Origin of the sequence: uncultured Modestobacter sp. (genome assembly GCF_947486615.1) — a bacterium.
In the GTDB taxonomy this organism is placed as follows: Bacteria; Actinomycetota; Actinomycetes; order Mycobacteriales; family Geodermatophilaceae; genus Modestobacter.
Map to the genome: position 1 here is coordinate 408,638 of NZ_CANKUD010000002.1, position 20,170 is coordinate 428,807.

Below are 20,170 nucleotides of genomic sequence, written 5' to 3' on the forward strand. Positions count from 1 at the left end.
CCGATCGGTTGTGAAGGTTCAGGTGGGTCTGTTGACCCTGGGTCGGTCTCCCGACCCGGCTGACGGGCGGCGGTCGTTGAACGGCCGCCGCCCGTCAGGGTGTCACTTGTTGATCTTGACGACCCGGCCGGCGCCGACGGTGCGGCCACCCTCACGGATGGCGAACCGGAGGCCCTCCTCCATGGCGATGGGCTGGATCAGCTCCACCGACATCTCGGTGTTGTCGCCCGGCATGACCATCTCGGTGCCAGCGGGCAGCGTGACGACGCCGGTGACGTCCGTGGTGCGGAAGTAGAACTGGGGCCGGTAGTTGTTGAAGAACGGCGTGTGACGGCCGCCCTCGTCCTTCGAGAGGATGTAGACCGAGCCCTCGAAGTTCGTGTGCGGGGTGATGGACCCCGGCTTCACGACGACCTGGCCGCGCTCGACGTCCTCGCGCTTGATGCCGCGCAGCAGCAGACCGACGTTGTCACCGGCCTGGCCCTGGTCGAGCAGCTTGCGGAACATCTCGACACCGGTGACGGTCGTCTTGGACGACGTCGGGCGGATGCCGACGATCTCGATCTCCTCGGAGACCTTGACGATGCCGCGCTCCACGCGACCGGTGACGACGGTGCCGCGACCGGTGATGGTGAAGACGTCCTCAACGGGCATGAGGAACGGCTTGTCGATCTCACGCTCGGGCTCGGGGATCGCCGAGTCGACGGCGTTCATGAGCTCCATGAGCTTGTCGCCCCACTCGGCGTCGCCCTCGAGGGCCTTCAGCGCCGAGACGCGGACCACGGGGACGTCGTCGCCCGGGAACTCGTACTCGGACAGCAGCTCACGGACCTCCAGCTCGACGAGCTCGAGGATCTCCTCGTCGTCGACCATGTCGGCCTTGTTCAGCGCCACGACGATGTAGGGGACACCCACCTGGCGGGCCAGGAGGACGTGCTCCTTGGTCTGCGGCATGGGGCCGTCGGTCGCCGCGACCACCAGGATCGCGCCGTCCATCTGCGCCGCACCAGTGATCATGTTCTTGATGTAGTCGGCGTGCCCGGGGCAGTCGACGTGCGCGTAGTGCCGGTTCTCGGTCTGGTACTCGACGTGGGCGATCGAGATCGTGATCCCACGAGCCTTCTCCTCGGGCGCCTTGTCGATCTGGTCGAACGCAGACGCCTCGTTGAGGTTCGGGTACTTGTCGTGCAGGACCTTGGTGATCGCCGCGGTCAGCGTCGTCTTGCCGTGGTCGATGTGCCCGATGGTGCCGATGTTGACGTGCGGCTTGTTCCGCTCGAACTTGGCCTTGGCCACTGGGTTCCTCTCGTCGATTCTTCGCAGTCGTTCGCGTGTCTGGGGTGCGAGCTCACGCTCGCGGTGGCCGGCGGGTGCACCGCCGTCCGGTTACTCGCCGGTCGCCTTGGCGATGATCTCCTTGGCGACGTTGGCCGGGACCTCGGCGTAGGTGTCGAACACCATGGTGTAGCTCGCCCGCCCCTGGGTGCGGCTGCGCAGGTCGCCCACGTAGCCGAACATCTCCGACAGCGGCACCAGGGCCCGGACGACGCGAGCGCCGGAGCGCTCCTCCATCGCCTGGATGGTCCCGCGGCGGGAGTTCAGGTCGCCGATGACGTCGCCCATGTTCTCTTCCGGGGTGACGACCTCGACCGCCATCATGGGCTCCAGCAGGGCCGGGCTGGCCTTGCGGGCGGCCTCCTTGAAGGCAATCGATCCAGCGATCTTGAAGGCCATCTCCGAGGAGTCGACCTCGTGGTACTGGCCGTCCAGGAGCGACGCCTTGACGCCGACCATGGGGTAGCCGGCGAGGATGCCGTACTGCATGGCGTCCTGCATGCCGGCGTCGACCGACGGGATGTACTCCCGCGGGATGCGGCCACCGGTGACCTTGTTCTCGAACTCGTAGGTCGCCGAGTCGCCGCTCATCTCCAGCGGCTCGAGGGCGATCTGCACCTTCGCGAACTGGCCGGAGCCACCCGTCTGCTTCTTGTGCGTGTAGTCGTAGCGCTCGACGGCCTTGCGGATCGTCTCGCGGTAGGCCACCTGCGGCTTGCCGACGTTGGCCTCGACGTTGAACTCACGCCGCATGCGGTCGACCAGGATCTCCAGGTGCAGCTCACCCATGCCGGAGATGACCGTCTGACCGGTCTCCTCGTCGAGGCGGACCTGGAACGTCGGGTCCTCCTCGGCCAGCTTCTGGATGGCCGTGCCCAGCTTCTCCTGGTCGCTCTTCGTCTTCGGCTCGATGGCGACCGAGATGACCGGCGCCGGGAAGGTCATCGACTCCAGGATGACCGGCTTCTGCGGGTCGCAGAGGGTGTCACCCGTGGTGGTCTGCTTCATGCCGTTGACGGCGACGATCTCGCCCGCGCCCACGCCCTGACGCTCTTCGCGCTTGTTGGCGTGCATCTGGTAGATCTTGCCGACCCGCTCCTTGCGGTCCTTGGTGCTGTTCAGCACCGGGGAACCCGCGTCGAGCTTGCCGGAGTAGACCCGGATGTAGGTCAGCTTGCCGAGGTGCTGATCCGTCTGGATCTTGAACGCCAGCGCGGAGAAGGGCTCGTTCTCGTCGGCGTGCCGCAGGACCTCGGTCTCGCCGTCGAGCGCGGTACCGACGATGGCCTCGACGTCCAGCGGGCTGGGCAGGTAGTCGACCACAGCGTCGAGCAGGGGCTGCACGCCCTTGTTCTTGAAGGCCGTACCGGTCAGGACCGGGTTCACCTGGCCGGCGATGGTGGCCTTCCGGATGGCCGCCTTGAGCCGGTCGACAGCGATCTCCTCGCCGGCGAGGTAGTCCTCCATCAGCGAGTCGTCGAAGTCCGCGATGTTCTCGAGGAGCTTCTCGCGGTACTCCGCGGCCTGGTCGGCCAGCTCGGCGGGGATGTCCTCGACGGCGTAGTCCTCGCCCATCTTGGTCTCACCGCGCCAGGTCAGCGCCTTCATCTGGACCAGGTCGACGACGCCGATGAAGTCGGCCTCGGCACCGATCGGCAGCTGCAGCACCAGCGCGTTGGCGTTGAGCCGCTCGATCATCATGTCGACGCAGCGGAAGAAGTCGGCGCCGGTGCGGTCGAGCTTGTTCACGAAGCACATGCGCGGGACGCTGTACTTCTCCGCCTGGCGCCAGACCTGCTCGGTCTGCGGCTCCACGCCGGCGACACCGTCGTAGACGGCGACCGCACCGTCGAGCACCCGCAGCGACCGCTCGACCTCGACGGTGAAGTCGACGTGACCCGGGGTGTCGATGATGTTGATGTCGTGGCCCGCCCAGGAGCACTTGGTCGCAGCGGACGTGATGGTGATGCCCCGCTCCTGCTCCTGCTCCATCCAGTCCATCGTGGCCGCGCCGTCGTGGACTTCACCGATCTTGTAGTTGATACCGGTGTAGAAGAGGATCCGCTCGGTCGTCGTCGTCTTGCCGGCGTCGATGTGCGCCATGATCCCGATGTTGCGGGTCTTGGCGAGTTGGGCCTCGTTCTGGGCCATTCCCTTACTCCTCTTCGTTCTCGTCCGTGCGCGGTGCCCGGGGGTCGCCCGGGTCCACCGCGGGCAGCGGCTGCTGATGGACTGGCGTCACCAGCGGTAGTGCGCGAAGGCCTTGTTCGACTCGGCCATCTTGTGCGTGTCCTCGCGACGCTTGACCGCGGCACCGAGACCGTTGCTGGCGTCCAGCAGCTCGTTCATGAGGCGCTCGGTCATCGTCTTCTCGCGACGGGCCCGGCTGTACTGGATGAGCCAGCGCAGGCCGAGGGTCGTGCTGCGCGACGGGCGGACCTCGATCGGGACCTGGTAGGTCGCGCCACCGACGCGGCGGCTGCGGACCTCGAGGGCCGGCTTCACGTTGTCCAGCGCCCGCTTGAGCGTGACGACCGGGTCGGTGTCGTTCTTGGCGCGGACGCCCTCGAGGGCGCCGTAGACGATCGCCTCGGCGATCGAGCGCTTGCCGTCGACGAGCACCTTGTTCACCAGCTGGGTGACCAGCTGCGACTGGTACACCGGGTCGGCGACGAGGGGACGCTTCGGGGCGGGGCCCTTGCGCGGCATTAGCTCTTCTCCTTCTTCGCGCCGTACCGGCTGCGAGCCTGCTTGCGACCGCGGACACCCTGGGTGTCCAGCGAGCCACGGATGATCTTGTAGCGGACGCCGGGGAGGTCCTTCACACGGCCGCCGCGCACGAGCACCATCGAGTGCTCCTGCAGGTTGTGGCCGACGCCCGGGATGTAGGCCGTCACCTCGATGCCACTGGTGAGGCGGACGCGAGCGACCTTGCGCAGCGCCGAGTTCGGCTTCTTCGGCGTCGTCGTGTAGACGCGCGTGCACACGCCGCGGCGCTGAGGGGAACCCTTCAACGCCGGGGTCTTGGTCTTCTCGACCTTGTCCTCGCGGCCCTTGCGGACCAGCTGCTGGATCGTGGGCATGGGTGGCCTGGATCTCCTGCCTGCGCTGGGTCGTGCTGTGGATGTGGTGCGTGCTGTGGTGTGCCCGGTCGCCCGGCCGTGCCGAGTCTGGTCGTGGCCCACCCTCCGACCCCCGCGCTCGGGCGTGTCGCCCTTCGCGAGAACCGGTCAGTTTACCTTCCCGGACTCGTCGCCCCGTGTCCGGCGCCGGCCACACCATCGCGAGATGGTCCTCGTCTGAGACGAGCGTGGCCCCCGATGTCCCGCCGGTCCGCGAGGACCGATGGACACGCAGGTGCACCAGTATCGGAGCAAGGCCCAGTCACCCTGGGCACAGCTGACCACAGTACCCGGCCCTCTCGACCCGGTCAAAGCCGGGTCGACATGTGGTCCCGAGCACCGGACCAGCCGGTCTGCTCATCAGCAACCGCCGGTCCGCGGACGTCATTCCCTGCGCCTGCCACAGGCGTGTCCGGCGGTCACCGCTCGCACCGCAAGGTACCGGACCGGACCGGAACGGGTCGCGGACCGCGACGGCGGTCGCGTCGCCGGCTCGCATCGCTTCTGTCCCACCCCCACCCTACGGTCAGTGGCGCACCGCTCACGAAGAGCTGTCCACCCTGGGCCGCCCGACCTCCGGAGGTACGCCGTGCTCCCCGACTCCGCTCGTGAACTCAAGGCCCGGCTGTCGCAGCGGCTCAGCGAGGCACCGCTCAGCGGGGCGACGGCCCGCGCGGTGGAGGGCGCCCGCCCCTGGAGCGGGGTGGCCCTGGGTCTGCGCCCGGTGGCTCCCGATCAGGTCCACCTGGCGATCCGGCTGGTGTCACAGGCCGACGCGGACGTGGTGCTCGCCGGCCTGGACGCGGGAGCCCGGGAGGAGGTCGACGTCCGGGTGATCGGCCCGGTCCGCCCGCTCTCCTCCCCCACTCCCGACGAGCTCCAGCGGCGTACCCGGCCGCTGCGACCCGGCCTCTCGGTCAGCCACCCGGACGTCACCGCGGGCACCCTGGGCGGTTTCGTCCGACGCCCCGGCAGTCAGGGGCTGCTCGTGCTCTCCAACAACCACGTGCTGGCCAACAGCGACGCGGCGGCCGAGGGGGACGACGTCCTCCAGCCGGGCATCGCCGACGGCGGCAGGGCCAGCGACCGGATCGGCCGGCTGGCTTCGTTCGTCCGGTTCTCCCGCGAGCCGGGCAACCTCGTGGACGCCGCCGTCGCCACGCTCGACCCGGGGATCCTCGCTGACCCGGGCGGTTACCCCGGCGGCCGCCTGGCGTCGCTGGTCGCGGCAGCCGATGCGGTGGACCCCGACGAGCTGGTGGAGAAGGTCGGCCGCACGACCGGTCACACCCGGGGCCGGATCACCGCCGTCGAGGTCGACGGGGTCGGCGTGCAGTACGACGACGGGGTGCACACCTTCGACGACCAGGTGGAGGTCGAGGGGCTCACCGGCGCCTTCAGCGCCGGTGGGGACAGCGGCTCGGTGATCTGGCGCAGCAGCGACCGGGCCCCGCTGGGCCTCCTCTTCGCCGGCTCCACCGTGGGTGGCAGCGCCGGGGGCGGTGTCACGTTCGCCAACCCGCTGGCCACGGTCCTCCGTGAGCTCGGGGTGGAGTGGTTCGCCGGCTGAAGCCCCCTCGGCCGATGGAGGAGCCGGGCCGGCCTGACCCCAGGACGAGGTGCGCGGCGACCACATGCCTGGGCAGGCGGCCCCGGCGGGGGCACCATGGGTGCCATGACCGACCGTGCCACCGCCCGCGCTGCCAAGAGCGCGCTGGCCTCGCGCTTCGCCGCCGACCCAGGGGTCGCCGGCGTCGGCCTGGCCCGGCAGGACGCCGAGTACGTCGTCCGGGTCGACCTGACCGAGGCCGGCGCCGGTGGACGGGTGCCGCACGACGTGGACGGCGTCCGCGTCGTCACCCACGTGATCGGCACCATCCGACCGCAGTGAGCCGCCGGGCCGTTACGGTCCCCGGGAGCGGCGCCGACGAGGGTGCCGCGATGGCCGAGGAGGACGCGTGCGCATCGGTATCCAGGCAAGCTACGCCGGGGACTTCAAGCAGACCGCGGCAGAGATCCGCGACCTGGAGTCCGCTGGGCTCGACGTCGCGATGTGCGCGGAGGTCTACACCTTCGACGCGGTGAGCCAGCTCGGCTACCTGGCGGCGGTCACCGACCGGGTCGAGCTGATGAGCGGGATCCTGCCCATCTACAGCCGCACGCCGGCGCTGACCGCGATGACCGCGGCCGGCCTGGACTTCGTCTCCGACGGACGGTTCACCCTGGGCCTCGGCGCCTCCGGGCCGCAGGTGGTCGAGGGCTGGCACGGCCTCCCCTACGACGCCCCGCTCCAGCGCACCCGGGAGGTCGTGGAGATCTGCCGGCAGGTGTGGCGGCGGGAGCGCCTCGTGCACGAGGGCAAGAAGTACACCGTGCCGCTGCCGGCCGAGCAGGGCACCGGACTGGGCAAGCCGCTGAAGCTGATCAACACCCCGGTGCGGGAGCGGATCCCGGTGCTGCTGGCCGCGCTGGGCCCGAAGAACGTCGAGCTGGCCGCGGAGATCGCGGAGAAGTGGGAGCCGATCTTCTTTCACCCCGAGCGGGCGGCCGATGTCTGGGGCGCCTCGCTCGAGGCCGGGAAGGCCAAGCGCGACCCGGCCCTGGGTGAACTGGACGTGGTGGTCGGCGTCCCGGTCGCCGTCGGCGAGGACGTCGACCACCTGGTGCAGGCGGTGCGGCCGGGGATCGCGCTGTACGTCGGCGGCATGGGCGCCAAGGGCAAGAACTTCTACAACGACCTGGCCCGCCGGTACGGGTACGAGGCAGAGGCCGAGACGATCCAGGACCTGTACCTGGCCGGGCGCAAGGACGAGGCGGCGGCCGCGGTGCCGGAGGACCTGGTGCGCGCCACCTCGCTGATCGGGCCGGAGTCCTACGTCGCCGAGCGGATCGCCGCCTTCGCCGAGGCGGGCGTCACCACGATCAACCTGCAGCCCCTGGACGACAGCCGGGAGGGCCGGCTGCGCACCGTTGAGACGATGCGCCGGCTCTGCTGACGGGACTGCGGGCCGCACCGCGCCCTGGCCTCGTGCCGCGCCTGCTTCTCCTTCCCGGCGCCCGGGCCCGGGCGAGCAGGCGGCCCGGGCTCTGGTCGACGGGGGCGCCACCCCGATGTCCCCTGCTGGTTGCGTCACGTGATGCCCGGGACGCAGAAGGGCCCCGCACGCCATCAGCGTGCGGGGCCCTTCTGTCACTCACTCAGCGCGTCAGCGCCAGTCGTACTCCTCGAGCCGGACTGCCTCGCCCGACCCCTGACCGAAGACGTCCGGGCTGTAGTACTGCCCGTCGTCGTAGCCGGCCATGGTGTACACCGCGGCGCGGGCCTCCTCGGTGGGCTCGACCGTGATGTTCCGGTAGCGGCTGATGCCGGTACCGGCCGGGATCAGCTTCCCGATGATCACGTTCTCCTTGAGCCCGAGCAGGCTGTCGCTCTTGCCCTGGATCGCGGCGTCGGTGAGCACCTTGGTCGTCTCCTGGAAGGAGGCGGCCGACAGCCACGACTCCGTCGCCAGCGACGCCTTGGTGATCCCCATCAGCACCGGACGGGCCGAGGCAGGCTCGCCGCCCTCGGCGACGACCCGGCGGTTCTCGGTCTCGAACAGCGTCCGCTCGACCAGCGCTCCGGGCAGGAACTCCGTCGCACCCGAGTCGATGATGGTCACCCGCTTCAGCATCTGCCGGATGATCACCTCGATGTGCTTGTCGTGGATCGACACACCCTGGCTGCGGTAGACCTCCTGGACCTCGCGGACCAGGTGCAGCTGCACCTCGCGCGGGCCCATGATCCGCAGCACCTCGTGCGGGTCGACCGCACCCTCGGTCAGCTGCTCGCCGACCTCGACGTGGCCGCCGTCCTCGACCCGCAGCCGCGAACGACGCGACAGCTTGTCGTAGACGACCTCGTCGGAGCCGTCGTCCGGGGTGATGGTGAGCTTGCGGAACTGCTCGCTGTCCTCGATCCGGACGGTGCCGGCCAGCTCGGCGATCGGGGCCTTGCCCTTGGGGACGCGGGCCTCGAAGAGCTCCACCACACGCGGCAGACCGTGGGTGATGTCCTCACCCGCGACACCACCGGTGTGGAAGGTGCGCATCGTCAGCTGCGTACCGGGCTCACCGATCGACTGGGCGGCGATGATGCCGACCGCCTCGCCGACGTCCACCAGCTTGCCGGTCGCGAGCGACCGGCCGTAGCAGGTGGCGCAGGTGCCCAGCAGCGACTCACAGGTGAGCACGCAGCGGACCTTGACCTCGGCGATGCCCGCGTCGACCAGCTGGGCGATGAGCACGTCACCCAGGTCGGCACCGGCCGGGGCGATCTGCGTGCCGTCGGCGGCGACCACGTCGGCGGCCAGTGCACGGGCGTACACGCTGGTCTCCACGTGGGCGTCCCGCGTCACGACGCCGTCGGAGACGGTGCCGATCGGCATGAGCACGCCACGCTCGGTGCCGCAGTCCTCCTCGCGGATGATGACGTCCTGCGAGACGTCGACCAGCCGGCGGGTGAGGTACCCGGAGTCGGCGGTCCGCAGCGCGGTGTCCGCCAGGCCCTTGCGGGCGCCGTGCGTGGAGATGAAGTACTCCAGCACGGACAGACCCTCCCGGAAGTTGGCCTTGATCGGCCGCGGGATGATCTCGCCCTTCGGGTTGGCCACCAGGCCACGCATGCCGGCGATCTGGCTGATCTGCATCATGTTGCCGCGAGCGCCCGAGTTGACCATGACCCACACCGGGTTGGTGGTCGGGAAGTTGTCGACCATCGCCTGGCTGACCTCGGCCCGCGCGCGGGTCCAGATCTCGATGAGCTCCGAGCGACGCTCGGCGTCGGTGATGACGCCGCGCTCGTACTGGCGCTCGATCTTGCGGGCCTCGTCCTCGTGGCGGTCCAGGATCGCCTGCTTCACCGGCGGGGTGACGACGTCGTCGATCGCGATCGTCACGCCGGAACGGGTCGCCCAGCGGAAGCCGGCCGCCTTGAGGGCGTCCAGGGTCGCCGCCACCTGCACCTTGGGGTAGCGCTCGGCGAGGTCGTTGACGATCGCGCCCAGCGCCTTCTTCGGCACCTGGTAGTTGACGAACCGGTAGTCCTCCGGCAGGGCCTCGTTGAACAGGACCCGGCCCAGGCTGGTGGAGACGACGGCCGGCTGACCGGGCTCCCAGCCCTCCGGTGCCTCCCACGGGTCGTTCGGTCCGCTGTCGACGCCGTAGACCTCGTCGAGGCGGATGAGCACCCGCTCCTGCAGCCCGAGCGCGCCCTTGTCGTAGGCCATGACGGCCTCGGACGTGGTCGAGTAGGACTTGGGCAGCTCCCCCTCGGCCGGGTGGTCGACCGAGCTGAGGCTGGTCAGGTGGTACAGGCCCAGCACCATGTCCTGGGTCGGCGCGGTGATCGGGCGACCGTCGGCCGGGCTCAGGATGTTGTTGCTGGACAGCATCAGGATGCGGGCCTCGGCCTGGGCCTCGGCCGACAGCGGCAGGTGCACCGCCATCTGGTCACCGTCGAAGTCCGCGTTGAACGCGGTGCAGACCAGCGGGTGGATCTGGATGGCCTTGCCCTCGACCAGCTGGGGCTCGAAGGCCTGGATGCCCAGACGGTGCAGGGTCGGTGCACGGTTCAGCAGCACCGGGTGCTCGGTGATGACCTCCTCGAGCACGTCCCAGACGACCGGCCGCGCGCGCTCCACCATCCGCTTGGCGGACTTGATGTTCTGCGCGTGGTTGAGGTCGACCAGCCGCTTCATCACGAAGGGCTTGAACAGCTCCAGCGCCATCTGCTTGGGCAGACCGCACTGGTGCAGCTTCAGCTGCGGGCCGACGACGATGACCGAACGGCCGGAGTAGTCGACGCGCTTGCCCAGCAGGTTCTGCCGGAACCGGCCCTGCTTGCCCTTGAGCAGGTCGCTCAAGGACTTCAGCGGGCGGTTGCCCGGACCGGTGACCGGACGGCCGCGACGACCGTTGTCGAACAGCGCGTCCACGGACTCCTGGAGCATCCGCTTCTCGTTGTTGACGATGATCTCCGGCGCGCCCAGGTCGAGCAGTCGCTTCAGCCGGTTGTTCCGGTTGATCACCCGGCGGTACAGGTCGTTCATGTCGCTGGTGGCGAAGCGGCCACCGTCGAGCTGCACCATCGGGCGCAGGTCCGGCGGGATGACCGGGACGCAGTCCAGCACCATGCCCATGGGCGAGTTCTGGGTCTGCTGGAACGCCGCGACGACCTTCAGCCGCTTGAGGGCCCGCAGCTTGCGCTGGCCCTTGCCGCTGCGGATGGTCTCGCGCAGCGAGACGGCCTCGGCGTCGAGGTCGAAGCCGGCGAGCAGCTTCTGCAGTGCCGCGGCGCCCATGCCGCCCTCGAAGTACTCACCGAAGCGGTCGCGCAGCTCGCGGTAGAGGCCCTCGTCGGCGATGAGCTGCTTGACCTCGAGCTTGCGGAAGGTGTCCATCACCTCTTCGAGACGGTCGATCTCCCGCTGGGCCCGGTCGCGCAGCTGGCGCATCTCGCGCTCGCCGCCCTCGCGCACCTTGCGTCGCACGTCGGACTTGGCACCCTCGGCCTCGAGCTCGGCGAGGTCGGCCTCCAGCTTCTGCTGGCGGGCCTCCACGTCGGCGTCGCGGCGGGTCTCCAGGTTGTGCTTCTCCGCGCTGATCTCGGCCTCGACGGTCGGCAGGTCGCGGTGCCGCGCCTCCTCGTCGACCGAGGTGATCATGTAGGCGGCGAAGTAGATGATCTTCTCGAGGTCCTTGGGCGCCAGGTCGAGCAGGTAGCCCAGGCGCGAGGGGACGCCCTTGAAGAACCAGATGTGGGTGACCGGCGCGGCCAGCTCGATGTGGCCCATCCGCTCACGACGCACCTTGGCGCGAGTGACCTCGACGCCGCAGCGCTCGCAGATGATGCCCTTGAAGCGGACGCGCTTGTACTTCCCGCAGTAGCACTCCCAGTCCCGCGTGGGACCGAAGATCTTCTCGCAGAACAGACCGTCCTTCTCCGGGCGGAGGGTGCGGTAGTTGATGGTCTCGGGCTTCTTCACCTCGCCGTGTGACCACTGGCGGATGTCGTCACCGCTGGCCAGACCGATGCGCAGTTCGTCGAAGAAGTTGACGTCGAGCACTCGATGTACCCCTTTCCGGGGCTAGTTCTTCGCTTCTAATCGATGAGGGGGTGGTGGCCGGCCGGCCCCGACTGGTCAGGGCCGGCCGGCTGCCGATCAGACGTCTTCGACGGACGACGGCTCGCGGCGGCTCAGGTCGATGCCCAGCTCCTCCGCGGCCCGGAAGACCTCGTCATCGGTGTCGCGCAGCTCGATCGCGTTGCCGTCGCTGGAGAGGACCTCCACGTTCAGGCAGAGCGACTGGAGCTCCTTGAGCAGCACCTTGAACGACTCCGGGATGCCCGGCTCGGGGATGTTCTCGCCCTTGACGATCGCCTCGTACACCTTGACGCGGCCGAGGATGTCGTCGGACTTGATGGTGAGCAGCTCCTGCAGCGCGTAGGCCGCACCGTAGGCCTGCATCGCCCAGCACTCCATCTCACCGAAGCGCTGGCCACCGAACTGCGCCTTACCACCCAGCGGCTGCTGCGTGATCATCGAGTACGGGCCGGTCGAACGGGCGTGGATCTTGTCGTCGACCAGGTGCAGCAGCTTCAGGATGTAGACGTAGCCCACGGCGATCGGCTCGGGGAAGGGCTCCCCGGAGCGACCGTCGAACAGCCGCGCCTTGCCGGTCTCCTTGACCATCCGCTCACCGTCGCGGTTCGGCGTCGTCGAGCCGAGCAGGCCGATGAGCTCGTCCTCCTTGGCGCCGTCGAACACCGGGGTGGCGGTGCGGGTGCCGGGAGCGGCCTGACGGGCGGCGCCGGGCAGCTTCGCAGCCCACTCCGGCGTCCCCTCGACCTGCCAGCCCTGCTTGGCGATCCACCCGAGGTGCATCTCCAGCACCTGGCCGACGTTCATCCGGCCGGGCACGCCCAGCGGGTTGAGCACGATGTCGACCGGCGTGCCGTCCTCGAGGAACGGCATGTCCTCCTGCGGGAGGATCTTGGAGATGACGCCCTTGTTGCCGTGCCGGCCGGCCAGCTTGTCGCCGTCGCTGATCTTGCGCATCTGGGCCACGTAGACCCGGATGAGCTCGTTCACGCCGGCGGGGAGCTCGTCGCCGTCCTCGCGGGAGAAGACCCGGACGCCGATGACCTTGCCGGACTCACCGTGCTTGACCTTGAGGCTGGTGTCGCGGACCTCGCGGGCCTTCTCACCGAAGATCGCCCGCAGCAGCCGCTCCTCCGGGGTCAGCTCGGTCTCGCCCTTGGGCGTGACCTTTCCGACGAGGATGTCGCCGGGGACGACCTCGGCACCGATCCGGATGATCCCGCGCTCGTCGAGGTCGGCGAGGACCTCCTCGGAGACGTTCGGGATGTCCCGGGTGATCTCCTCGGCGCCGAGCTTCGTGTCGCGGGCGTCGACCTCGAACTCCTCGATGTGGATCGAGGACAGGACGTCGTCCTGCACGAGGCGCTGCGACAGGATGATCGCGTCCTCGTAGTTGTGGCCCTCCCACGGCATGAAGGCGACGAGCAGGTTCTTGCCCAGTGCCATCTCGCCCTCGTCGGTGCAGGGACCGTCGGCGACGACCTGACCGACCTCGACCCGCTGGCCCTCCTGGACCACCGGGCGCTGGTTGATCGAGGTGCCCTGGTTGGAACGCTGGAACTTCAGCAGGCGGTAGGTCTGCCGGGTCCCGTCGTCGGCCATCACGGTGACGTAGTCGGCGGTGGAGTCCTCGACCACACCGGCCTTCTCGGCCACCACGACGTCACCGGCGTCGACGGCGGCACGCAGCTCCATGCCGGTGCCCACGAGCGGGGCCTCCGAGCGGAGCAGCGGGACGGCCTGACGCTGCATGTTGGCGCCCATGAGCGCGCGGTTGGCGTCGTCGTGCTCGAGGAACGGGATCATCGCCGTCGCGACCGAGGTCATCTGCCGCGGCGAGACGTCCATGTAGTCCACGTTCTCGGGGGCGAGGTAGTCGACCTCACCGCCCTTGGTGCGGACCAGCACCCGCTCCTCGGCGAGGCGACCCTGCGCGTCGAGCGGGGAGTTGGCCTGCGCGACGACGAAGCGGTCCTCCTCGTCGGCGGTCAGGTAGTCGATCTGGTCGGTGACGGTGCCGTTCTCGACCTTGCGGTACGGCGTCTCGATGAAGCCGAAGGGGTTCACCCGGCCGAAGGAGGACAGCGAGCCGATCAGGCCGATGTTCGGGCCTTCCGGGGTCTCGATCGGGCACATCCGGCCGTAGTGGCTCGGGTGCACGTCGCGGACCTCCATGCCGGCGCGCTCACGGGACAGACCACCCGGGCCCAGCGCCGACAGGCGGCGCTTGTGGGTCAGGCCCGCGAGCGGGTTGGTCTGGTCCATGAACTGCGACAGCTGGCTGGTGCCGAAGAACTCCTTGATGGAGGCGACGACCGGCCGGATGTTGATCAGGGTCTGCGGCGTGATCGCCTCGACGTCCTGGGTCGTCATCCGCTCGCGGACCACGCGCTCCATGCGGGAGAGGCCGACGCGGATCTGGTTCTGGATCAGCTCGCCCACGGTGCGCAGCCGGCGGTTGCCGAAGTGGTCGATGTCGTCGACGCCGTGGTCGGGCTCGCCCGCGTGCAGGCGCACCACGTACTCGATGGTGGCGACGATGTCGTCCTCGGTCAGCGTCGAGGTGCCCTGGGGCACCTCGACGCCGAGCTTCTTGTTCACCTTGTAGCGGCCGACCTTGGCCAGGTCGTAGCGCTTGGGGTTGAAGAAGAGGTTCTCCAGCAGCGCCTGGGCCGACTCGCGCGTCGGCGGCTCGCCCGGACGCAGCTTGCGGTAGATGTCCAGCAGCGCCTCGTCCTGGCCGGCGATGTGGTCCTTCTCCAGGGTGGCCAGCATGGTGGGCGACCACTGGAAGTGCTCACGGATCCGGTCCTCGGTCCAGCCGAGGGCCTTGAGCAGGACGCTGACCGGCTGACGACGCTTGCGGTCGATCCGGACGCCGACGGTGTCGCGCTTGTCGACGTCGAACTCCAGCCATGCACCGCGGCTGGGGATGACCTTGGCGCTGTAGACGTCCTTGTCCGACGTCTTGTCCAGGGCCTTGTCGAAGTAGACGCCCGGCGAGCGGACCAGCTGGGAGACGACGACGCGCTCGGTCCCGTTGATGACGAACGTGCCCTTGCTCGTCATGACCGGGAAGTCGCCCATGAACACCGTCTGGCTCTTGATCTCACCGGTGGTGTTGTTCATGAACTCGGCGGTGACGAACAGCGGCGCCGCGTAGGTCATGTCCTTGTCCTTGCACTCCTCGAGGGACGCCTTGACGTCCTCGAAGCGCGGGTTGGAGAAGGACAGCGACATCGACCCGCTGAAGTCCTCGATCGGGGAGATCTCCTCGAGGATCTCCGCCAGACCGCCGACCGCGTCGGCCTGCTCCTCGGGGGCGAGGGTGGCCTTCCACTTCGGGCTGCCGACCAGCCAGTCGAAGGAAGCGGTCTGCAGGGCCAGCAGATCCGGCACCTCGAGGGGCTCGTGGATCTTGGCGAAGGAGACGCGCAGCGGGGCGCCGGGGATCTTCTGGTGGTCGGTGCCACCGGTGCGGGGACCGGCCTGGACGTCGACCGCGGTGGTCGGGGTGGTGCCGGACTCGGTGGTGCCGGGGGTGATGCTGGTGGGGCGAGAGCCTGCCAAGATGCGTCCTTCCAAGGACCTCACGACGTGCGGGCGGTGGGGTGCAGATCGTCCTGGGTCGTCGTCGGTTTCGGCGAGGCTGACCGCGGATGCCGACCTCGTCGGTACGGTCAACACGGGGTTGCCCGGAGCCGTTCCCGGGCACCCCTGGTGACCCGTGTCAACGGGCTGGCAGTCAGAGGGCAGCGCAACAGGAGACCCTACCCCTGCTGCGCGCCGGTGTCCACGTCGGGTCGCGCTCGCGACGGGTGACCCACCCGCGAGGGGTGGCCGGCGCCCGCCCGGCCCGCAGACGCGACCTCCCCGGAGGGAGCCCGGCACCGCGGGATCGGGGGCGAGCGAGGTGGGTGCGCCGCCGATGATGCCAGCGCACGGGCCGGCCAGCAGCAGCCACGCCGTGCCGGGCGGGTGAACGGCAGCCGGCGCGCGGCCGACCGGGACACGCGACAGGGGCCGGCCCACCGGAGTGGATCGGCCCCTGTCGTTCGTGCGGGGTGGTGCTACCCGGCGGCCGCGAGGGCCGCCGGGCGGGGGGTCACTTGACGGTGACGGTGGCGCCGGCGCCCTCGAGAGCGGCCTTGGCCTTCTCGGCGGCGTCCTTGGCGACCTTCTCCAGGACCGGCTTCGGCGCGTTGTCGACCAGGTCCTTGGCCTCCTTGAGGCCGAGCGAGGTCAGGCCGCGCACCTCCTTGATGACCTGGATCTTCTTGTCACCGGCGGACTCGAGGATGACGTCGAACTCGTCCTGCTCCGCGGCGGCCTCGGGGGCAGCGCCACCACCGGCGGGGCCGGCGGCCGCGACGGCGACGGGGGCAGCGGCGGTGACCTCGAAGGTCTCCTCGAACTGCTTCACGAAGTCCGACAGCTCCAGGAGGGTCATCTCCTTGAAGGCGTCGAGCAGCTCGTCAGTGGAAAGCTTGGCCATGGTGTCTCCTTGGTGGGTCAGGCGTCGCTGGCCGCGGTGTCCGCGGCAGCGTCAGTGGTCTCGGGGGTGGTGTCAGCAGCAGCTGCGTCGGCGGCAGGAGCAGCCGCCTCGTCGGACGACGAAGCGGGCTTCTTCTCCTTGAGCGCCTCGGCCAGACGGGCGACCTGCGACAGCGGGGCCTGGAACAGCCCGGCAGCCTTGGTCAGGTTGCCCTTCATCGCGCCGGCCAGCTTGGCCAGCAGGACCTCGCGCGGCTCGACGTCGGCGAGGCGGGTGACCTCGGAGGCGTCGACCGTGCGGCCGTCGACCACGCCGCCCTTGACGACGAGCGACGGGTTGGCCCGCGCGAAGTCGCGGATGGCCTTCGCGGCCTCGACCGGATCACCCTCGATGAAGGCGATCGCGGTGGGGCCGTTCAGCAGCGGGCCCAGGTCGGAGAAACCGACCGAGTCCGCCGCCCGCTTCGTCAGGGTGTTCTTGACGACGGCATAGCTGCTGCCCGCACCGAGGGAACGACGCAGCTCGGTGAGCTGCGCCACGGTCAGCCCGCGGTACTCGGTGAGCACGGCCGCGCTTGATGCCTGGAAACGCTCGGTGATCTCCTGGATCGCGGCGTCCTTGGCCTGCGTGGGCATGGGCCTCCTCTCGCTGTCGGGCGACCACCGGCCGGTGCGCGCTCGCACACGATCGGGGCCCGGAGACGAGGAACGCCCCGGCGCAGGGCGCACGGGGCGAGGGAGGCCGGTGGCTCCGGGTCAGCCGACCCGTGCTCCGACGTCTCATCGATCCGTCCACCTGCGCGGGCCGTCCGGTGGTCCGGACCTTCGATCGCACGCGGACGTGCGACGACCAAGCGGTCATGGGGGGAACGGCGGCAACTGTACGTCATGCCCCGGCGCCGGCGCCAACCGCCTCGGTCACACCCCACGGCGGGGGTCGGCACCTGCCCTCCCCCGGTCACGCCGCTCGAGTGCGCCGGGACTGCCCGGGGTGACCTTCCCCGGAACGGCGAACGGCGCCGCCCCTGAGGGGCGGCGCCGTTCGGGTGGCCCGCTGCCGGGGTCCACGTCGAGCGTGGGAGGCAGCGAGGCCGTCTGCTCAGGCGGAGGGCTCGTCCACCGTCAGGTTGCGGGTGCGGTTCGGGTCGACCTGGATGCCGGGGCCCATGGTGGTGGAGACGGTGACCTTCTTGACGTACCGGCCCTTGGCCGCGGACGGCTTGGCGCGGAGCACCTCGTCGAGGGCGGCGGCGTAGTTCTCCACCAGCTTGGTCTCGTCGAAGGAGGTCTTGCCGATCACCAGGTGCAGGTTGGCCTGCTTGTCGACGCGGAAGTTGATCTTCCCGCCCTTGATGTCGTTGACGGCCTTGGTGACGTCGGGGGTCACGGTGCCGGTCTTCGGGTTCGGCATCAGGCCACGGGGGCCGAGGATCCGGGCGATGCGGCCGACCTTGGCCATCTGGTCGGGGGTCGCGATCGCGGCGTCGAAGTCCAGGAAGCCGCCCTGGATCTGCTCGATCAGGTCGTCGGAGCCGACCACGTCGGCGCCGGCGGCCTCGGCCTCGGCGGCCTTGTCGCCGGTCGCGAAGACGATGACGCGTGCGGTCTTGCCGGTGCCGTGCGGCAGGTTGACCGTGCCGCGCACCATCTGGTCGGCCTTGCGCGGGTCGACGCCGAGCCGGATCGCGACCTCGACGGTCGCGTCGTACTTGGTGGTCGAGGTCTGCTTGGCCAGACCGGCGGCCTGCAGCGGGCTGTACAGCGCGTCCGCGTCGACCAGCTCAGCGGCCTTGCGGTAGTTCTTGCCGTGCTTCGCCATGGTGGTTCTCCTTCCCCCCGGGACGGGGGTCGCGTGGTGCGCGGGCCTGGCTGGGCCCTCCCACGAGTGCTGGCCGGGTCCGTACGGACCCGGGTGGTGCGTTGCCGCCGTCAGCCGGCGGCCTGCCTCACTTGACCGTGATGCCCATCGACCGGGCGGTGCCGGCGATGATCTTCTCGGCCTGGTCGATGTCGTTGGCGTTGAGGTCGGCCATCTTTGTCTGGGCGATCTCGCGGACCTGGTCACGGGTGACCGTGGCGACCTTGGTCTTGTGCGGCTCGCCCGAGCCCTTCTCCACCCCGGCGGCCTTGAGCAGCATGCGCGCTGCCGGCGGCGTCTTGGTGACGAAGGTGAACGACCGGTCCTCGAAGACCGAGATCTCGACCGGGATGACGCTGCCGCGCTGAGCCTCGGTCGCGGCGTTGTACGCCTTGCAGAACTCCATGATGTTGACGCCGTGCTGGCCCAGCGCCGGACCGACGGGCGGCGCGGGGGTGGCCGCACCGGCGTTGATCTGGAGCTTGATGACCGCGGTCAACCGCTTCCTGGGGGGCATGACTTCCTTCTTTGGTGACGGGATGGAACGGCCCCGTCGCAGGGCCCCGGCACGATCCTACGAGCGCCGGGAGGCCACGGGGCCTCGATCAGATCTTGGAGACCTGGGTGAACGACAGCTCGACCGGGGTCTCGCGGCCGAAGATGGAGACGAGGACCTGGAGCTTCTGCTGCTCGGGGTTGATCTCGTTGATGGTGGCCGGCAGCGTCGCGAACGGGCCGTCCATGACGGTGACCGACTCGCCGACCTCGAACTCGACGACCGGCGCCGGGCCGGCGGTCGGGGCCGCCTCGGCGGCGACGGTGGGCTTGGCCGTGGTCGCCGGCACCAGCAGGTTGACCACCTCGTCGATGCTCAGCGGCGAGGGCTTGGAGGTGGCACCGACGAAGCCGGTGACGCCGGGGGTGTTGCGGACCGCACCCCAGGACTCGTCGTTGAGGTCCATCCGGACGAGCAGGTACCCGGGCAGCTTCTTGCGGTTGACCTGGGTCCGCTTGCCGTTCTTGATCTCGGTGACCTCCTCGGTGGGCACCTCGATCTGGAAGATGTAGTCCTCCATGTCCAGCGACGTGATCCGGGACTCGAGGTTGGTCTTCACCTTGTTCTCGTAGCCCGCGTAGGAGTGGATCACGTACCAGTCGCCGAACTGGTTGCGCAGCGTCTTGCGCAGCGCCTGTGCCGGGTCCTCGTCCTCCTCGTCCGCGGCCTCGAGGGCCTCGGTCACCAGGGGGTCGTGGTCCTCCGCCGGCTCGGGCAGCGGGTCGCCGGCCAGCGTGGCCGGCTCGCCGGTCTCGACCTCGGGGACGACGTCGGCCACGCCGGTGTCGGTGTCCTGGTCGGCGGTGTCGCTCGATCCCTCGGCGGACCCGGTCTCGCCGGCACCCGTCTCGAGGTCGGCGCTGCCGCGCACGTCCGCTCGTGCGTCGTCGAGGTCGATGCCCTCGACCGCGCTGTCGGTCTCGAAGGGCTCGCGGGGGTCGGTCACAGGGTCTCTTCCTTCTCGGGTGGCGTGCAGTCGCAGGGGGCGGGTCAGCCGAAGACGGCGAGCACGCCCTGGGCGAAGAGGATGTCCAGGCCGGCGACGATGGCCACCATCACGGCCACGAAGACGATCACCACGGTCGTGTAGGTGATGAGCTCCTTGCGCCCGGGCCAGATGACCTTGCGCAGCTCGGCCACGACCTCGCGGAGGAACCGACCGATGCTGCGCTTGCGCCGCAGCTCGGCGGCGCGGGCACGCTCGGCCTGGGCGCGGGTGCGGGTGCCCTCCCCGGTGCGGCCGGACTCCGCCGGACGACCGGCGGGGCGGGCACCGCGGGCGCGGCGGCGGGTCGGGGTCGCGACGACCTTGTCCTCGTCGTCCTGCGCGTCCTCGGCGACCTCGGCCTCGGCGGCCTCGAGCTCCCCGGCGTCGTCGACGCCCGGGGTCTCGGCGTCGATCTGCTGCGCGTCGGTCTGCTCGGCGTCGACCCGGTCCGAGTCGAGTCGCTCGGCGTCGCGCTGCTCGCCGTTCGGCTCGCCGTCCTTCTCGCTCACAGCGCCTCGCTCACTTCGCTCGGGTCCACCTCGGCCGACTGGTCCGGGTGGGTGACGACGGGCGGTCGTCGGTCGTGGCAGGGGTGACAGGACTTGAACCTGCAGCCTGCGGTTTTGGAGACCGCTGCTCTGCCAATTGAGCTACACCCCTAGGGGACGCCCGGAC

General features: G+C 69.8%; 15 protein-coding genes and 1 tRNA gene. 3 read left to right on the forward strand and 13 right to left on the reverse strand.

The window, feature by feature from the left end; genetic code table 11:
* Positions 1 to 102: 102 nt before the first annotated feature.
* From tuf to rpsL, 4 genes are all read right to left on the reverse strand, one after another.
* Complete coding sequence (gene tuf / locus Q1A09_RS05280) at positions 103 to 1,296, reverse strand: elongation factor Tu (RefSeq protein ID WP_299952418.1); 1,194 nt, start codon at positions 1,294 to 1,296, stop codon at positions 103 to 105.
* Positions 1,297 to 1,386: 90 nt separating this feature from the next.
* On the reverse strand, positions 1,387 to 3,486 hold the full coding sequence (gene fusA, locus Q1A09_RS05285; RefSeq protein WP_299952419.1) for an elongation factor G: 2,100 nt from the start codon (positions 3,484 to 3,486) through the stop codon (positions 1,387 to 1,389).
* Between the two features lie 87 nt (positions 3,487 to 3,573).
* Entirely contained in the window at positions 3,574 to 4,044 is a 471-nt protein-coding gene (gene rpsG, locus Q1A09_RS05290; RefSeq protein WP_269159155.1) for a 30S ribosomal protein S7, read from the reverse strand.
* On the reverse strand, positions 4,044 to 4,418 hold the full coding sequence (rpsL, locus tag Q1A09_RS05295; protein ID WP_299952420.1) for a 30S ribosomal protein S12: 375 nt from the start codon (positions 4,416 to 4,418) through the stop codon (positions 4,044 to 4,046). Before rpsL ends, rpsG begins: the two co-directional genes overlap by 1 nt.
* Positions 4,419 to 5,046: 628 nt before the next feature.
* On the opposite strand from rpsL, the gene Q1A09_RS05300 reads away from it, so the two are divergent.
* The 3 genes from Q1A09_RS05300 to Q1A09_RS05310 all read left to right on the forward strand — a co-directional run bounded on the left by Q1A09_RS05300 (position 5,047) and on the right by Q1A09_RS05310 (position 7,453).
* Positions 5,047 to 6,027, forward strand: a complete 981-nt coding sequence (locus Q1A09_RS05300; RefSeq protein ID WP_299952421.1) for a hypothetical protein — start codon at positions 5,047 to 5,049, stop codon at positions 6,025 to 6,027.
* A 105-nt stretch (positions 6,028 to 6,132) separates the two neighbouring features.
* Positions 6,133 to 6,348 (forward strand): hypothetical protein, encoded by a 216-nt coding sequence (locus Q1A09_RS05305; protein WP_299952422.1) that lies wholly within the window; start codon positions 6,133 to 6,135, stop codon positions 6,346 to 6,348.
* A gap of 67 nt (positions 6,349 to 6,415) precedes the next feature.
* Positions 6,416 to 7,453 carry an LLM class F420-dependent oxidoreductase gene (locus Q1A09_RS05310; protein WP_299952423.1) on the forward strand — a complete coding sequence of 346 codons (1,038 nt, stop codon included), beginning with the start codon at positions 6,416 to 6,418 and terminating at the stop codon, positions 7,451 to 7,453.
* 210 nt (positions 7,454 to 7,663) lie between these two features.
* Here Q1A09_RS05310 and Q1A09_RS05315 read toward each other — a convergent pair whose 3' ends face one another.
* The 9 genes from Q1A09_RS05315 to Q1A09_RS05355 form a co-directional block, all read right to left on the reverse strand.
* Positions 7,664 to 11,563 carry a DNA-directed RNA polymerase subunit beta' gene (locus Q1A09_RS05315; RefSeq protein WP_299952424.1) on the reverse strand — a complete coding sequence of 1,300 codons (3,900 nt, stop codon included), beginning with the start codon at positions 11,561 to 11,563 and terminating at the stop codon, positions 7,664 to 7,666.
* Positions 11,564 to 11,659: 96 nt separating this feature from the next.
* Positions 11,660 to 15,052: a DNA-directed RNA polymerase subunit beta gene (gene rpoB / locus Q1A09_RS05320; RefSeq protein WP_366139758.1), complete on the reverse strand. Its 3,393-nt coding sequence runs from the start codon at positions 15,050 to 15,052 to the stop codon at positions 11,660 to 11,662.
* A gap of 652 nt (positions 15,053 to 15,704) precedes the next feature.
* Positions 15,705 to 16,094 carry a 50S ribosomal protein L7/L12 gene (gene rplL / locus Q1A09_RS05325; RefSeq protein ID WP_222194251.1) on the reverse strand — a complete coding sequence of 130 codons (390 nt, stop codon included), beginning with the start codon at positions 16,092 to 16,094 and terminating at the stop codon, positions 15,705 to 15,707.
* A 17-nt stretch (positions 16,095 to 16,111) separates the two neighbouring features.
* Positions 16,112 to 16,729: a 50S ribosomal protein L10 gene (gene rplJ / locus Q1A09_RS05330; RefSeq protein ID WP_299952426.1), complete on the reverse strand. Its 618-nt coding sequence runs from the start codon at positions 16,727 to 16,729 to the stop codon at positions 16,112 to 16,114.
* 463 nt (positions 16,730 to 17,192) lie between these two features.
* The gene (rplA, locus tag Q1A09_RS05335) at positions 17,193 to 17,912 is read right to left on the reverse strand and encodes a 50S ribosomal protein L1 (protein WP_299952427.1); all 720 of its coding nucleotides are present in this window, start codon (positions 17,910 to 17,912) and stop codon (positions 17,193 to 17,195) included.
* Between the two features lie 127 nt (positions 17,913 to 18,039).
* Positions 18,040 to 18,468 (reverse strand): 50S ribosomal protein L11, encoded by a 429-nt coding sequence (gene rplK / locus Q1A09_RS05340; protein ID WP_299952428.1) that lies wholly within the window; start codon positions 18,466 to 18,468, stop codon positions 18,040 to 18,042.
* A gap of 88 nt (positions 18,469 to 18,556) precedes the next feature.
* Positions 18,557 to 19,453, reverse strand: a complete 897-nt coding sequence (gene nusG / locus Q1A09_RS05345) for a transcription termination/antitermination protein NusG (RefSeq protein WP_299952429.1) — start codon at positions 19,451 to 19,453, stop codon at positions 18,557 to 18,559.
* Positions 19,454 to 19,497: 44 nt separating this feature from the next.
* Entirely contained in the window at positions 19,498 to 20,004 is a 507-nt protein-coding gene (secE, locus tag Q1A09_RS05350) for a preprotein translocase subunit SecE (RefSeq protein ID WP_299952430.1), read from the reverse strand.
* Between the two features lie 75 nt (positions 20,005 to 20,079).
* A tRNA-Trp gene (locus tag Q1A09_RS05355) sits at positions 20,080 to 20,155 on the reverse strand.
* Between the last annotated feature and the right edge of the window lie 15 nt (positions 20,156 to 20,170).

Coding starts and splice junctions, on each gene's coding strand:
- Q1A09_RS05305 (WP_299952422.1), top strand. CDS start 6,133: ATGACCGACCGTGCCACCGCCCGCGCTGCCAAGAGCGCGCTGGCCTCG.
- rplA (WP_299952427.1), bottom strand. CDS start 17,912: ATGGCGAAGCACGGCAAGAACTACCGCAAGGCCGCTGAGCTGGTCGAC.
- rpsG (WP_269159155.1), bottom strand. CDS start 4,044: ATGCCGCGCAAGGGCCCCGCCCCGAAGCGTCCCCTCGTCGCCGACCCG.
- fusA (WP_299952419.1), bottom strand. CDS start 3,486: ATGGCCCAGAACGAGGCCCAACTCGCCAAGACCCGCAACATCGGGATC.
- rplL (WP_222194251.1), bottom strand. CDS start 16,094: ATGGCCAAGCTTTCCACTGACGAGCTGCTCGACGCCTTCAAGGAGATG.
- rpsL (WP_299952420.1), bottom strand. CDS start 4,418: ATGCCCACGATCCAGCAGCTGGTCCGCAAGGGCCGCGAGGACAAGGTC.
- rplK (WP_299952428.1), bottom strand. CDS start 18,468: ATGCCCCCCAGGAAGCGGTTGACCGCGGTCATCAAGCTCCAGATCAAC.
- rplJ (WP_299952426.1), bottom strand. CDS start 16,729: ATGCCCACGCAGGCCAAGGACGCCGCGATCCAGGAGATCACCGAGCGT.